We start from the raw sequence: 14,804 nt of genomic DNA, 5'->3' as shown, positions 1-14,804 counted from the left end.
AGTAAATCTCTCAAAAGTCTCCCGACTTTTCCCCAGATCGCTCTGATACATCAACATAATGATAACACAGAAATTCTTTCCATGCCTGCAACTATAAGTAACAAAGGATAAAAACTACAACCCTAAAAAAGTTGTAGTTTTTTATTTAAAAACAAATCATTTTCAACTCACAGCTAAAATTCTATTTTTGCCAAAAAACATTCCATGAAAAAAACGAGTCCTGTTATTCCATTGTTCAAACAATTTATAAAAGAAACTGAAACAGGAAAACGGCTCAAAAAAAATGGTGAAAAAATAAAACCGGACTCTATTCAAAACTATAAATATGTTTTGAATAACTTAATTCAGTTTTCGAGTGATACCAAATTTGAACTCCGCATTTGCGATGCTTCAAAACTGGATAAACGCGAACTTACTTCTGAGAAAAGTTACTGGAAAAAATTCTACCAGAAGTTTACTGAGTTCTTGTATAAAAGAGGCTGTCACGATAATTATGTAGGAGCCAATATCAAAGTCGTTCGCGTATTTTTTAATTACCTGAAAAACGATAAAGATTTACATACTGGCGATTTTCAACGATTGTTTTATGTTCGAAAAGAAGAAATAGAAATCTTTGTACTTTCTCCAGAACAGCTAAAGTTTTTGATACACGACAAAGAATTTGAGCAAACGCTTATTCCGAGTTACAAGCGAATTAAAGATATTTTTGTTTTTGGTTGTACCACTGGTTTACGTTACTCAGATATTTTTTTGTTAACAAATAAAAACTTCGAAAAGATAGAGGGCGAATGGTATTTAAAACTCAAATCTAAGAAAACCAAAACGTTTAGTTTTATCAAATTATCAGCTTATGCTGTGACTATTTTTCAGCGATACACCACAACCAATAACAAAGCGACGCTTTTTGGGAATACCAGTTTGTTTAATTTCAACAAAAGCTTAAAACATATAGGAGAACTTGCCGGTTTCACAACTCCTATTGAAGTTTCCAGAGAGAAACAAGGTAAAACACAACGCATCACTAAAAAAACTGACACATCAAAAAACAGGTTTTGTGATAAAATGAGTTCGCACATGATGCGCCGAACCGCTATTACCACATTATTAATTTTAGGAATGCCAGAACACTTGGTACGCAAGATTAGCGGACACAGTCATGCGAGTACTTCTTTTAACCGTTATGTACATTATGCGCAGGCTTATATGGATAAGGAAATTGAGAAAGTGCATAGTAAGCTGGAGAGTTATTAAATAGGAAAAACTACAACTTTTTTAGGGTTGTAGTTTAAATATTATGGCTTATCGTTGTGGGCACGAGCCAGAGGCATCGCGCTAGCCGTTGTCTTTATTTCTGCTCACGCCAGCAGGGGGAATTGATAATCTTTATTTCTGTTATGGCTTTGAGTTGCTAATTTAAAACGTTCTAACATCCATTCTCTTCTGCTTTCAGGGCTATTTTGTATTTTATCTAAAATAGATTTTGCCATAAACTTCTTAAAATCCCTTATCAAATCAGACAGTTTTCCTTCTTCTGATTGCACTATTAAATGAATGTGATTGCTCATAATTACATAACCATACAAAATCATTCCTTTATTTTTGATACAATAATCTAAACAGTCAATCACTATATCTCTGTAAGTTTGTCTTGTAAAAACATCAATCCAATCTACAACTGTAGCTGTTATAAAATGTGGTAAACTTTGATCGCGAATTACATATCCTTCTTTCATTTGAACTTTTTATATAAAAATAACTAATTTATTTTAGTCATTACTTGCTTATAAAAAGACTTGGGGAAAAGTCGGGAGACTTTTGAGAGGTTTTCTTTTTATAAGAACATAAAAAAATTGCGCAAAGTCAGAGACATTTGCGCAGCTTTTCATTAGAACACTTCGGAGATCTGGGGATGTTTTTTGGCAAAAATAGGATTTTAGCTCTGAGTTGAAAATGATTTGGTTTTAAATAAAAAAACTACAACTTTTTTAGGGTGTAGTTTTAACTTTATGGCTTATCGTTGTGGGCACGAGCCAGAGGCATCGCGCTAGCCGTTTGTGTTTGCGCCAGGGGGATAAAAAAACACCGTTCCATCTTTCAGAAAAGATCCGAAATAGATATTTAAATAATCTCCTTCAAAATCCTCAAAAAGGATAACAAATTTTTCCTTTTTTTCATCTAAAAATAATTCATAAAAAAGAAAATCTTTACTCTTCAAATATTTATAAAAATTATTTAAAAAAATCACTTTATTCAAGTTGATTAAACCTTGATTCAAAACTTCTCCACCTCTTACTATATAAACATAATTAGTGCTAATGTTATTATTTATAAAATCAGTAATTTCTTTTAAAGGAACGTCGTTTCCTCTTTTCATTTTTTTCTTTATATATGGGGATATTGGAAAATCAGCAGAATCAATAAATTGCCAAACAGCGTGGTATTTGGCATTTTCCATTAATATAAAACCTAGATATCCTTCATTAAACAAATCAAAATATTTCTTATTAATATTATTTAAGTCTTGCTTTTGCTTTAATTTTAAAATTAAATCTTCTTTTCTATTTCTCTCCGGGAAGTTTTGTATAGGCATGATTTACTTCAATTTTTTTATAATTTTTAGTTTGAAAATATTCTACAGCTTCATCTGCATTTTTAAAAATGATATTTTCATTTGCAGCTCCTATGTGATAATGAATGTCACCATCTTTAACATGCTTAACAATTACTCTATATCCATCTTTTGTTTTAAATAATTGGAACTTACCGACATGCGTTGGATTATCTTTATATATAAAGCCAGTGCTTCTATCCCATCCTTTTTTCAAAATATCATCCGTAACGGTCCATTGTGCGATTGGAGATTCTCCTTTAGGTAAATTTAAACGTATTCTCTTTAAATAAGCATATGCCAAACCTCTTGTTCTAAAATATAAGTTACCCAACTTACTTGTAGCTGCTAATGATTGGGCCACTTTAGGTGCTCCTTTTACTACTCCGCCTGGAGAATACCACGGTAATTCTAAATATATTGGATTTCGTCCTCCATTACCAGTTAAATAGCCTTTCTGATCAACTGACAAATAATTATCGCCAGATCCAGCAATGCTTCCATCAGCTTTAATTTGTCTATCTCCAAATTCATAAAAACTAGCTTCAGGTAAAACTTGACCATGTTCATAATCTAATTGAGTAAGCTTGTAATCTGATTCCAAATACCAACCAGCATTAGTATATTCAGTCCCTTTGTGCCAATACCAATCTTTTTTGGGATTTCCTCTAGTTTTCATTTTCAGAATATTTCCATTCGAACCACCTCTATCTGTTCGAGCTGATTGAATCTCTCCTTCAGTCTTACCAGCCTCCTTTGGTTCTAATCCTTCTAGTTCCGTGGCATCAATTACTCTATTTCCACTAAAACTATATGGGCTGTAAAAAGGATATTTTTTAGACAACGGGTCAATAGCAAAAAACCTACCAATCCTAGGATCATGCATCCTAAAAGTATAGTTAAGTGAATTCCCTTCCCCGCCTTTAATTTCATCATCTTTCTCCTGTCCCTGGAACCCATAACGATACGAATCCGAGCTTCCGTGTCGTGAAGGTACGAGCATTCCAAAAGGATAGTAATCCAATCCCGTCTTACGTCAATAAACAAAAGAACATTTGTACAATTTAAAAACTTCAAAATTGCAGTTTTCAGCAATTTTCGGCATTTCAAAGTTAGTAAAACAGTAGGGATAAAAACTATTTTTGAGTTTCAAAATTATATAATCCCTCGCATCTTGTTAATAAAAATTAGTCCTATCAAACGTACAAATTATTTTTGCAGGCAAATAAAAAAAAACTATCTTGCCTCGCTTATAAAAACGCCCCTTGTACATTGAGAACAACTACTATTCAACGCTTTATATTGTTATTTTTAACCTTTACCTTAGTTTCTTTTGCTGATCCTTACACCATAAAAAGAATCTCCGATAAAGATTTCAGATACGAATTTTATACTACTGATAAAAAAATAGATCCTAAACTGGACAAAACCTATTATTGGTTCAAAGGCGGGCTTATACACGAAGCACAGGGCGGTTTTGCCGGGGTTTTGCTTCATGACAAATTTATAAAAATGTACCACAGCAATCAGCTGGCAGAACAAGGGCAGTTTAAAGAAGGGCTTCGTGTTGGTTTATGGAAAACCTGGTACTCAAATGGGGTATTGGCTACTACCCTAACCTATTATAAAGGCTTACGCCACGGAAAATATTTCAGATATAATGAAAACGGTACATTGGTAGAGAACGGAAGATTCAGTTCAAATTTAAAAACCGGAAAATGGACGAATACGGAAACCAAAGAAATCACAACCTACAAAAAAGGTGTAATCGTTAAACAAAAAGAAATTTTTACGAAGTCTGAGCAATACCGAATCAAACAGGAAAATGCCAAATTAGAAAAAGCACAGGAAGCTCAAAAAGAATTAGAAGCAACTTCTGATGCCCTGAAACTGGCAAACTATAAAGCCAAAGAAAAAGAAGAAAAAGCATTAGAAAAAGAGAAAGCCAAAGCAGAAAAAGAAAGAACTGCTGTTGCCAAAAAAGCAGAAAAGGAAGCTGAAAAAGAAGCCAAAAAGGCCGCTAAAGAACAGTCTAAAAAGGAACCTAAAAAAGATTCTAAGACAACAACCTTCTTTAACAATCTTTTCAAAAAGAAAGATAAAGCCCCTCAATAATGGTTAAGGCCCATAGTTTATTGTACGCCATTTACATTTGCCTGATTGTTTCTATTATTTGCGGAGCGCTGTTGTACTTCTCAAATCTGTTCAGTCAGCTTAATTTGTATTATAACCTACAGGAAGAACTTTATATTCAGAACCAATCGGTTTTAAACTTTGCTTTGGGAAACAAAACGATTCCAACAGAGATTGCAAAAGACGAAAACTCAGGAATTGAAGGCAGCTACGAAACAAAACCATACGGGCTGCTGTCTTTGGTTTTAGCCAAATCCTATGTATCAAACGACACGGTTTCATCTGTACATTTTGTTGGCGCAAGAAATACGGATAAAAATGCCATTTATCTGACCAACTTATCAAAATCGCTCTACTATTCCGGAAAAGTAAAACTGATCGGAAATAATCAGCTCCCAAGTCCATTTATTGAAACGTCTTATATCAACAACAACCTGAATCAGCTTGTTGTAAAAGGAGAAAAAACTATTTCAGAACCTTTTTTACCCGAAATAAATCCTGATTTCAAAAAAATATTTCAAGGCATAAAATCTGAAAAAATTAAACTCTCTGAGGTAGAAAAACCAAAAGATTCTTTGTACTACAATTCTTTTTTTAATGCCACCAAAGAAATTCAGGTAAAATCGACTTTAGGAAATATCATCTTCAAAGGTAATTTCATCTTACGATCTGAAGATTCTATCCGGGTTAAAAAAAATGCAGTCCTCGAAGATGTGATTTTAATGGCTCCCAAAATAACTTTTGAAGAAGGTTTTAAAGGAACCGTTCAGGCTTTTGCAATCAAAGGAATTGAATTGGAAGAAAAAGTTACTTTAAAGTATCCATCGGTAATTTGCGTGTATAATGAAAGTATCGAAGAATCTAAAATAAAAATAAAAAAAGGCTGTCAGATAACCGGTGCTGTTGTTTTATTTGGCAGCACAACGGATAGGATGGATAAAAATACAATCGAAATAGACGAAGACGGACTCCTGTTTGGCGATTTGTACTGCAGCGGAAAACTCATGCTCAGGAGCAATGTTTACGGTTCGGTTTATACGAATCGGTTTTTTCTGAAAACGAGTTCGTCTTCCTACGAAAACCTGATCAGCGATATCGAAATCAATACCGAAAAACGTCCTGATTATTATATTTCGATTCCATTGTTTAACACTCAAAAAACAACCTATGGTGTTATCAAAAAAGTATTATAAACTCGCAGCCAACTCCATATTAGAATCGGTTATTGCCCTGACGATTATTTCGATCTGCCTGTATTTTGCCGTCATGATTTTTGCTTCGGTTTACACACCAAAAACTTCTGCTAAATTTTACAGCACTCAAAATAAGGTCAATGAGCTTTTTTATTTATCCCAATTAAAAAGTGATTCCTTGTCTAACGAAAGCGAGGATGAAAACCTTTTGATAAAAGAAGAAAATATCAATGCTGAACTTAAAAAGATTTCGATCGACTATAAAGACAGTGCGCAATTCAAATTTCAAAAAAGTTTTTATGTTCAGATCCGTCCGTAAAAACTCAAAATCTGTACCCGCTTTTTCGATTATCGAAGCGGTTGTTGGTATGGCTATAACGGCTATTATCATGGGGATTTTGTTTGTTATTTTTTCGATTGTTACCGGAAGAATGCTGGACTTTAAAAACCAGAATCAATTGGTAAATGATCTGAACAGACTAACATATAGTCTGAACAAAGATATTTTTGAGCAGGAAAAAATGACGGTTTATGAAACTGAAATAGCGTTTAACGGATATGCAGGAGAAAGAGTTTCGTATCAATTTTCAGACGATTACATCCTGAGAAACAGTGAAACTTTCGTTGATACATTCCGAATAAAACTGAACCGAATGATAATGGATACCGTAAAAAGCAAATCGGAACAATTTGTTTTTCAAAAAATAAAATTAAATATCGAATCAAACGAAAAGGAAATGGATTTACGATTTTACAAAAGAGTATATCCTAATGAATTATTACAAACAATTAGAAAATAATGAGTTTTGATTTAACTTCATACAAAGCCCCAAAGGCAGAGAAAAAGGATTTCAGGATTGAAACCGGTTCTTTGCAGTTCTCTAAAAAACTTTCTGATAAAAAAAAGGAAATTTTCTACAGGGAACTGGGCATGCTTTTGCGATCCGGCGTCGATTTTAAAAAAGCATTAGAAATTTTAAGCAATCAGTCGAATAATAAATTTGAAAAAGAACTTATTCTGCAAATCAAGGAAAAAGTAGTTGAAGGAAGAAGTATTTATGAATCGATGCTGGAAACGAATCAGTTTTCACCTTATGAATATTACAGTATTCAGATTGGTGAAGAAACCCGAAAATTAGAAGAAGTTTTAGGTGAATTGCAAAAATATTTCAACCGAAAAATCCAGATGAAAAGGCAAATCATATCTGTAATGACTTATCCTACGATTGTGATGCTGGTGACTATTTTAGTCCTTTATTTCATGCTGAACAAAGTGGTTCCAATGTTTAGTTCGGTCTTCAAACAATTTGGAAGCGAACTACCAAAAAGCACACAGATTATTCTGAAAATATCCAATCATTCCGGACTTATTTTTTCTGTTGTCATTGGCGTTATTGTGGGGTTAATCGCAATGCATATGTTATTAAAAAACAAAGACAGCTACAGGGCTTTTACTACCAATATGGTTTTAAAAATTCCATACTTCGGAAACCTGATTCGGAAAATTTACATTTCACGGTTTTGTCAGGCCATGAACTTATTGATTACCTCGAAAACAACCCTGATTAATTCCCTGACTTTAACGGCAAAAATGATTGGCTTTTATCCGATTGAAATAGCTATTAACCAAATAAAAGAAGACATTACCAGAGGAGCCTCTTTAAATGAAAGCTTAAAAAAGCATGCGGTTTTCGAAAACAAAATGGTTTCTATGGTAGAAGTGGCCGAACAGGTAAACCAGCTGGAAACTATGTTTGAAAGGTTAACCGAGCAATATAATGAAGAAATAAGCCATCAGACGAAAATGATCGGAGTCATTCTGGAACCTATGATTATTATCGTAATTGGAGCCATTGTAGGCGTTATTATGGTATCTATGTATGCACCAATGTTTGACTTAAGTAAAATTATAAATAAATAGCAGTTATTTCGATTCAATTTGTATTTTTGCGACCTATTAATTAACAGATTTTAACACAGAAAAAAGCACATAAATGTTAAATAAAATTAGAGTATATAAGAAATTAAACCAAAAACTATACGTTAAAGCATACTCTTTAACAGAAATTTTAATTGTTTTGTGCATCATTGGTATTTTATTGCTAATGGTATTACCAAACCAAACCTCTGTAATTGGTCAGGCTAAAGCTATTGAGGCTCAGGCTATGTTAAATCAGGTTTACGGGCTGGAAAAAAGTTATTTCTACAGACATTCAAAATATTCAGGAAGTTTAGAAGAAATTGGCTTTGAACAGGAAAAAACAGTTGAAGAAGGCGGACAGGCCGTTTATAAAATAGAAATTTTAGAAGCTTCTAATGATTCGTTTTCTGCCAGAGCAACAGCTACATCTGATCTGGACGGTGATGGCAGTTTTAATACCTGGGAAATTGACAGTAAAAAAATACTAACGGAAGTAACAAAAGAATAAATTGAAAATAGCCCCAATCATTTTGTTGCTTTGTTTACTACTTGTTTTTTTTCAGGATATAAAATACAGAAGAATCCATGTTATTTTACCTATCGTAATCTTTGGTATATCCTTTCTCATAGTTCCTTTAAAAAAATATGATTTAGTAGAAATATTCCTTTTCAATACAGGTTTCTTCTTCATTACATTAGGAATACTAACACTTTATATGAGTTTGAAATCTAAAAAATTTCTGAACCCGTTCGCACATTATTTCGGATTGGGGGACTTGTTATTCTACGTGTCCATAACTCCTCTGTTTTTATTAAAAAATTATATTTTATATTTTATTTTATCCATGCTATTTGCGATTTTGATGCAATTGGGACTGAAGAAGTTTATTACAGAAGAAACTGTTCCGTTAGCAGGGTTTTCGGCTTTATTTTTATTCATTATACTATTGAAAGACAACTTGATTGATTTTCAAAAAATCACTTTATTATAATGGAACAAGAAATCAAAATCCTTCCTGAAATACAGCATACTGTTTCTAATGATTTGGCCAACCAATATCGTGTTTTGCCTAAAACATTACTTGAGAACACTTTAGAATTGTATGTTGATGATGCTAATAATAATGCAGATGCTAAAGACGAATTAGAATTGTTTTTGGGAAAAAATATTGTTTTTCATCCCGTAAACGCTGCCGAAATAGAAAAGGCATTGTCGATATATTACCGAAAGGAAAGAGCCTTAACTTCAAACAAATCCTTAAATGTAGATAAGGGCGATTTTCTTGAAAACCTGCTTACCGAAGCAAAATCTTTAAAATGCAGTGATATTCATTTTGAAGTTTATGAAGATTCATCCCGAATTCGGTTCAGGATTGACGGTCAATTGATTGAACGCTATAAAATAGAACGGGATAATTATCTTGAATTAGTTAACAAGGTCAAGATTAAAGCCAAATTAAACATTACGGAAAAAAGGCTTCCACAGGATGGAAGAATTACCAATGAATCATTTGATATCAGGGTTTCTATTTTACCAACATTATTTGGAGAAAAAATAGTAATGCGTCTTTTAGGTCAGGATGCTTCAAATATAGACCTGAGTACTTTAGGGCTTCAAAAAGAAGAATTAGAAAGTTATCTTGAAGCTGTAAAAAAACCTAACGGAATTATTTTGATAAGCGGTCCAACCGGTTCAGGAAAAACCACTACGCTTTATGCTACTTTAAGATTACTTAACGATAGCCGAAGAAATATCGTTACTGTTGAAGACCCTATTGAATACACTTTAAAAGGAATTAACCAGGTACAACTGAAGGAAGATATTGGCTTAACGTTTTCTTCTGCATTAAAATCATTTTTACGTCAGGATCCTGATGTAATCATGCTGGGAGAAATTCGTGACTCAGAAACTGCTTTGATGGCTATTCGTGCTTCCTTGACAGGACATTTGGTCTTATCAACTATTCACACTAATTCAGCAATAGGAACCATATCAAGGCTGATTGACATGGGAGTTCCCTCCTACTTAATTGCCGAAACCCTAAATTTATCTGTAGCCCAGCGACTAGTTAGGAAACTTTGTGATAACTGCAAAAAAGAAACAATCAGCAATCCTAAAGATTTTCCACTGAATTTTAAATTTCCTTTTGAAATTTCATCTTATTACAAACCTGTGGGCTGCAATCAATGTTTTCATACAGGTTATAAAGGAAGAACAGCAATTTACGAAATAGTAAATATTGATAATAAAATTGCCGAAGCAATCAAAAATAATACTATTACCAAATTATATAATAATGATAAGAGCTATAAATCACTGCCCGAAAAAGCATTTGAGATTTTAGCTATCGGAGAAACTTCTCTGGAAGAAATATATTCAATTTTAATAAACATATAATAAATGCTTAAACAGGTTCTTTGCGTACTAACTGCGTTATTTTTTACCAACATTCTTGTTGCCCAGCAGGATATTGTTGAATTAAGCAGAAAATTTGACGAACTCTCCATACAAAAAAAAGGATTAAACGAGGCCATTAAAATTGATGTTTCCGGACTTACCCTGCATGATTTTATTTCTTCAATAGCTGAAGAGCATCAGCTTAATATTGACGTTGATATAGAATTAAACCAGCCCATAGCCAATAATTTCTTTGATGTTACGGTAAAAGATGTTTTCATTCATCTTGCTCAGAAATATGATCTTGAAGTTTCCTTCATGAACAATATTATAATTTTCAAAAAAAGAAAAGTCATAACTGTTGTTCCAAAAAAGCAGCCTAAAATTATAGATGTTACATACAATCCTCAGAATGACTTTTTATCAGTAAGAGTAGAAAACGACACTTTATCTGCTGTAGCTAAAGCTATTATTGATAAATCAGGGAAGAATGTGATTCTGGCGCAGGATATAAAAAACATCCGAATTTCTTCTTATATCCTGAATCGCGCTTTCGATCAGGTAATTGAAATGATGGCAAAATCAAATGATTTATCAGCTGTCAAAGATGACAACGGATTTTATTTTCTACAAAAAAACACACTTGCCAATATAAATACAGTAAACACCAATGCTAAAGCAAAACAACCCAAAGTAGGTCTTGGAGTTCCGGGTTTTTATGAAGTAAATATCAATAAAAATGGTTTCTTACAAGTTAATGCCTACATGGCTGACACTTCTGATTTATTAACCGAAGCAGCAGAAAAACTGCATATCAATTATTTTTTATACAATAAGCCTGAAAACGAAAAAACTACGCTTTCTGCAGATAATATCACCTTTGATGAGTTGCTGTTGAACATCTTTAAAGGAAAAAAATATACTTTTAAAAAACAGGATAATTTATATCTGATTGGAGAAGAAGCCACTGAAGGATTAAGAATCACCGAAATGATTCAGTTAGAAAACAGATCGATTGAATCTATCATTAATACATTGCCAAAAGTCTTTTCGGAAAAATTAGAAATAAAAGAATTTACAGAATTAAACGGATTAATTGTTTCGGGATCGAGATCTATCCTGGAAGAATTAAAAGTATATATCAAGCAAATTGATAAAATTGTGCCAATGGTACAAATTGAAGTCATTATCGTACAGTATAATAAGGCCTATGACATTCAGACCGGAATGAAAGCGGGCTTAGACAAAATAAATTCGGTTCAGACTGGCGGAGTATTATTTCCTAACTCTGATATGACTTTAAACGGATCTTCTGTAAATAGCTTAATTGATGCTTTTAATGGGTTTGGTCTTTTTAAAATAGGAAAAGTAACCGAATCATTCTATCTCAACCTGAAACTTTTAGAAAGTAATTCGGCACTAAAAATTGAATCCACACCTAAAATAGCCACCATTAGCGGACACGAAGCGAAACTATCTATTGGAGAAACCAGCTATTATTTTGAACAAAATAACCGACTAATAAACAGCAACATCGGAAATGATATCTTAAATTCCGGAACATGGAAATCAACAGATGCTAATTTAAGTGTATCGATAAAACCATACGTTTCTACCGATGAAAACGTAACCTTGACTATTGCTGTAGAAAAAAGTTCCTTTTTAGCCAGAGCCGGTGAAGATGCTCCTCCCGGAAAAGCTACTCAAAAGTTTGAATCTTTGGTTAGGGTTAAAAATGGCGAAATGATTTTATTAGGCGGTTTAGATGAACTGAAAAAGGAAAACTCAGGAACAGGAACTCCACTAATGTCAAGAATTCCTGTTATTAAATGGTTTTTCAGCAGTAGAAAAAAGGGCAAAAGCGATTCTAAACTTCATATTTTTATTAAACCAACGGTTATTTATTAATGTTAGCTACTTTATCTAAATTCATAAAAATAAACGACTTAAATGTTGTTGGTGTAATCAAAAGAGAAGATTTTGATATCTATAATTTGCTGACTATTAAAAAGAAAGCAAACAAGATTTCTATAGTTGCCAAACAAACTTTTGAAACCCTTGAAGAATTAAGCAAATCAACAGATAAAAAACTGCCTATTTTAATTGTTATCGAAGGAAAAGGGGTTCTAAATAAAGAAATTGATTTTGATAATGAGGCTGATGTAAGCTGGCAAAAAAACATTGACCATAATGCTATTTATTTTACAGATTTAAAAGGATTAAAATCTAACTTTATTAGTTTCTGCAGAAAAAATATTGTCGAAGAAACTATTTCGAAATTTCAAAAAAAAGGATTTCAGGTAATTGATGTTTACATTGGTTCATTTTTGGCGGCCTTACTTAACAATGTCCTGAAAAAAGAAGTCTTGTTTTCTAATGATTTACGATTAGAGTTTGAAAATGAAAAGCTAATTAGTTTCGGCAAGCAAAATGAAGAAGTCAAATCAATCAATTATCAGGTTGGTGAAGAAACAGTTTCCAATACCTTTTTACCTTTGTACGGTGCCATTATTCATTTTTTTGTTAAAACAAATGAAGTTTCAAAAACTACAAATCCAACCCTAAACAGTGAAGAATTAATTTATAAGAAAGCTTTTGGAATTTTTGGCGTTGCCATATTAGTGGGTTTTCTAACTTCGTTATTAGTCAGTTATTTTATGATTCAGTATTATGGAACAAAAAATTCCGAATTGAATCTGCAGACCGTATACTCAAATCAGTCCTATCAATTGATATTGGACTTAGAAGCTCAAAAAGAAAAAAAGCTCAACATTTTAAAAGAATCAGGGGTTTTGTCGTCTAAATTTCTTACTTATTATGGGTACGAAATAATTAAATCGATACCATCAGATATATCCTTAAATGAATTAAATATTATTCCGCTAAAAGAAGAATATAAAGAAAATAAAAAAGCTTTTTTTGAAACCAAAACCATTGTTATTAAGGGAGAAACTTTTCAGGAAACATCCTTTAATAAATGGCTGGAAGATTTAAAAAAAATGAAATGGCTGCAGCGTTTTGAAATTATCAGCTTAAAAAAAGACAAGAAAAACAAATCTATTTTTGAAATCAAAATAACCTTAAAGAATGTTTGAAAACTATTCGTATAAACAAAAATTTTATGCCTTGGGTGTTCTTTTTTGTCTGTTGTCGATAACAGCTTATAAAAGGTCATTTCATACTTTATTTGATGTAATTAGTGAATATCGAATTCTTTCAAAAAAAGCTGATGATATTAATAAAAAAGCAAAAAATACAGATGGCTTAACCAAAGACATTGCCTATTTGGATAAAATTATTGGCAAGGAAGGAACCACAAAAGAAATCGTGCAGCAAGGCATAGTAAGTTTTGCATCAGAAAATGCTCCTTCAGTTTCAATAAGTGACCTGAAGCCTATACATGATTTTCCTGAAGACGACTACCACATTATAACCAATCAGCTGGACGTAACGGGAAACAGTAATGAACTACTTGGACTGGCTTACAACTTTGAAAAAAAATTCAACCTATCGAGAATAGTAAGTATGAATTTTTACACTACAAAGAAAAATGACAAATCTGAAGTTTTACATCTAAAAATGATTTTTCAAAACTATGAAAACAATAAATAAAATAATATTAATTGCATTAGCAATCCTAACTTACTCGTGTGATGATATTCTTGAAGAAGACATCAGTGAAGAAACTGTAGAAATTATTACCCCTGCAGAAGATGCAATTATAGAAAGTAATGTAGTAAACTTTAAATGGGGAAGTCTTAAGGGGGCTGATAAATATAGAATTCAGATATACGAAGATGGTATTATGTTATTAGATTCTTTAACTTCAAAAACCAGTATTACTTTGCCACTGGAAACAGGAAGCTATAGTTGGAGTGTCAGAGGTGAAAATTATGCTTACGAATCTATTTATTCGTCGCCTTCAAATTTTTCGACGAACATTCCTGATGATCTAACCGATCAGAAAGTGGTACTAACCAGTCCTGAAGACAACAAATTTTTAAATTTCATCAACATACCTCTTGTTTGGGAATTTCTAGACAAAGCTACTACATATAATGTTAAAGTTATTAATACGAAAACCGGTTTGGAAGTATATTCTAAGTCCAGTCTTACTGTTAAAACATTGACACTGGATTTACCTTCTTTGGAAGATGGTACCTACGAATGGCAATTAACCGCTAAAAATGACGAAAGCGAAACTAAACGGTATTCTGCAAGCAAATTCAATATTGATACAACAGTCCCGAATCAGCCAAAAAACACATCACCTGTAAACGACAGTGATCAGACAGTTAATTCGAATGTGACTTATACATGGAGCATCGCAGCAGATATTGGCGTTTCTAAATCGCCTGTTTCGTATATAATAGAATTTGCGAACGATGCAGATTTTAATGCTATTTTTGAAACGCAAAAGAGCAATTCGACAACACTGCAAAGAACAGCTCAAGCAACAGGGATATTTTACTGGAGAGTAAGAGCGATTGATGGGGCTGGCAATATTGGTAACAACAGTGCAGGATTTAAATTTACTGTAAAACAATAATG

General features: G+C 32.7%; 15 protein-coding genes. 12 read left to right on the top strand and 3 right to left on the bottom strand.

The window, feature by feature from the left end:
* The first annotated feature begins 204 nt into the window (after positions 1–204).
* Positions 205–1,251 carry a tyrosine-type recombinase/integrase gene (locus OZP09_RS17060; RefSeq protein WP_269234889.1) on the top strand — a complete coding sequence of 349 codons (1,047 nt, stop codon included), beginning with the start codon at positions 205–207 and terminating at the stop codon, positions 1,249–1,251.
* Positions 1,252–1,355: 104 nt separating this feature from the next.
* Here the strand turns inward: OZP09_RS17060 and OZP09_RS17055 are convergent, their stop codons facing one another.
* The 3 genes from OZP09_RS17055 to OZP09_RS17045 all read right to left on the bottom strand — a co-directional run bounded on the left by OZP09_RS17055 (position 1,356) and on the right by OZP09_RS17045 (position 3,632).
* A complete protein-coding gene (locus OZP09_RS17055; RefSeq protein ID WP_349293605.1) occupies positions 1,356–1,733 on the bottom strand; it encodes a transposase in 378 nt (125 codons plus the stop codon).
* Positions 1,734–2,044: 311 nt separating this feature from the next.
* Positions 2,045–2,590 (bottom strand): hypothetical protein, encoded by a 546-nt coding sequence (locus OZP09_RS17050; protein ID WP_281309713.1) that lies wholly within the window; start codon positions 2,588–2,590, stop codon positions 2,045–2,047.
* Positions 2,559–3,632 (bottom strand): RHS repeat-associated core domain-containing protein, encoded by a 1,074-nt coding sequence (locus OZP09_RS17045; protein ID WP_281309712.1) that lies wholly within the window; start codon positions 3,630–3,632, stop codon positions 2,559–2,561. Before OZP09_RS17045 ends, OZP09_RS17050 begins: the two co-directional genes overlap by 32 nt.
* Before the next feature lie 248 nt (positions 3,633–3,880).
* On the opposite strand from OZP09_RS17045, the gene OZP09_RS17040 reads away from it, so the two are divergent.
* The 11 genes from OZP09_RS17040 (at position 3,881) to OZP09_RS16990 (ending at position 14,802) form a co-directional block, all read left to right on the top strand.
* A complete protein-coding gene (locus OZP09_RS17040; protein WP_281309711.1) occupies positions 3,881–4,723 on the top strand; it encodes a toxin-antitoxin system YwqK family antitoxin in 843 nt (280 codons plus the stop codon).
* Positions 4,723–5,934: a hypothetical protein gene (locus tag OZP09_RS17035; RefSeq protein WP_269234886.1), complete on the top strand. Its 1,212-nt coding sequence runs from the start codon at positions 4,723–4,725 to the stop codon at positions 5,932–5,934. The genes OZP09_RS17040 and OZP09_RS17035 overlap by 1 nt, the downstream gene beginning before the upstream one ends.
* A complete protein-coding gene (locus OZP09_RS17030; protein ID WP_269234885.1) occupies positions 5,909–6,253 on the top strand; it encodes a hypothetical protein in 345 nt (114 codons plus the stop codon). The genes OZP09_RS17035 and OZP09_RS17030 overlap by 26 nt, the downstream gene beginning before the upstream one ends.
* Positions 6,234–6,734, top strand: coding sequence for a PulJ/GspJ family protein (locus OZP09_RS17025; protein WP_269234884.1), 501 nt, complete (start codon positions 6,234–6,236; stop codon positions 6,732–6,734). The genes OZP09_RS17030 and OZP09_RS17025 overlap by 20 nt, the downstream gene beginning before the upstream one ends.
* Positions 6,734–7,855 carry a type II secretion system F family protein gene (locus OZP09_RS17020; protein ID WP_269234883.1) on the top strand — a complete coding sequence of 374 codons (1,122 nt, stop codon included), beginning with the start codon at positions 6,734–6,736 and terminating at the stop codon, positions 7,853–7,855. Before OZP09_RS17025 ends, OZP09_RS17020 begins: the two co-directional genes overlap by 1 nt.
* 73 nt (positions 7,856–7,928) lie before the next feature.
* On the top strand, positions 7,929–8,363 hold the full coding sequence (locus tag OZP09_RS17015; protein WP_281309710.1) for a type IV pilin protein: 435 nt from the start codon (positions 7,929–7,931) through the stop codon (positions 8,361–8,363).
* Between the two features lie 483 nt (positions 8,364–8,846).
* A complete protein-coding gene (locus OZP09_RS17010) occupies positions 8,847–10,253 on the top strand; it encodes a GspE/PulE family protein (RefSeq protein WP_269234881.1) in 1,407 nt (468 codons plus the stop codon).
* Between the two features lie 3 nt (positions 10,254–10,256).
* Positions 10,257–12,161: a type II secretion system protein GspD gene (locus OZP09_RS17005; RefSeq protein WP_281309709.1), complete on the top strand. Its 1,905-nt coding sequence runs from the start codon at positions 10,257–10,259 to the stop codon at positions 12,159–12,161.
* Positions 12,161–13,348, top strand: a complete 1,188-nt coding sequence (locus tag OZP09_RS17000) for a hypothetical protein (RefSeq protein ID WP_281309708.1) — start codon at positions 12,161–12,163, stop codon at positions 13,346–13,348. Before OZP09_RS17005 ends, OZP09_RS17000 begins: the two co-directional genes overlap by 1 nt.
* Positions 13,341–13,865, top strand: coding sequence for a hypothetical protein (locus OZP09_RS16995; RefSeq protein WP_281309707.1), 525 nt, complete (start codon positions 13,341–13,343; stop codon positions 13,863–13,865). Before OZP09_RS17000 ends, OZP09_RS16995 begins: the two co-directional genes overlap by 8 nt.
* Positions 13,849–14,802, top strand: a complete 954-nt coding sequence (locus OZP09_RS16990; protein WP_269234875.1) for a fibronectin type III domain-containing protein — start codon at positions 13,849–13,851, stop codon at positions 14,800–14,802. The genes OZP09_RS16995 and OZP09_RS16990 overlap by 17 nt, the downstream gene beginning before the upstream one ends.
* The last annotated feature ends 2 nt before the right edge of the window (positions 14,803–14,804 follow it).

It is taken from the genome of Flavobacterium flavigenum, assembly GCF_027111255.2.
Lineage (GTDB): Bacteria > Bacteroidota > Bacteroidia > Flavobacteriales > Flavobacteriaceae > Flavobacterium > Flavobacterium flavigenum.
Note: the sequence above shows the minus strand (reverse complement) of the source record. Positions and strands in the feature narration are given on the sequence as shown.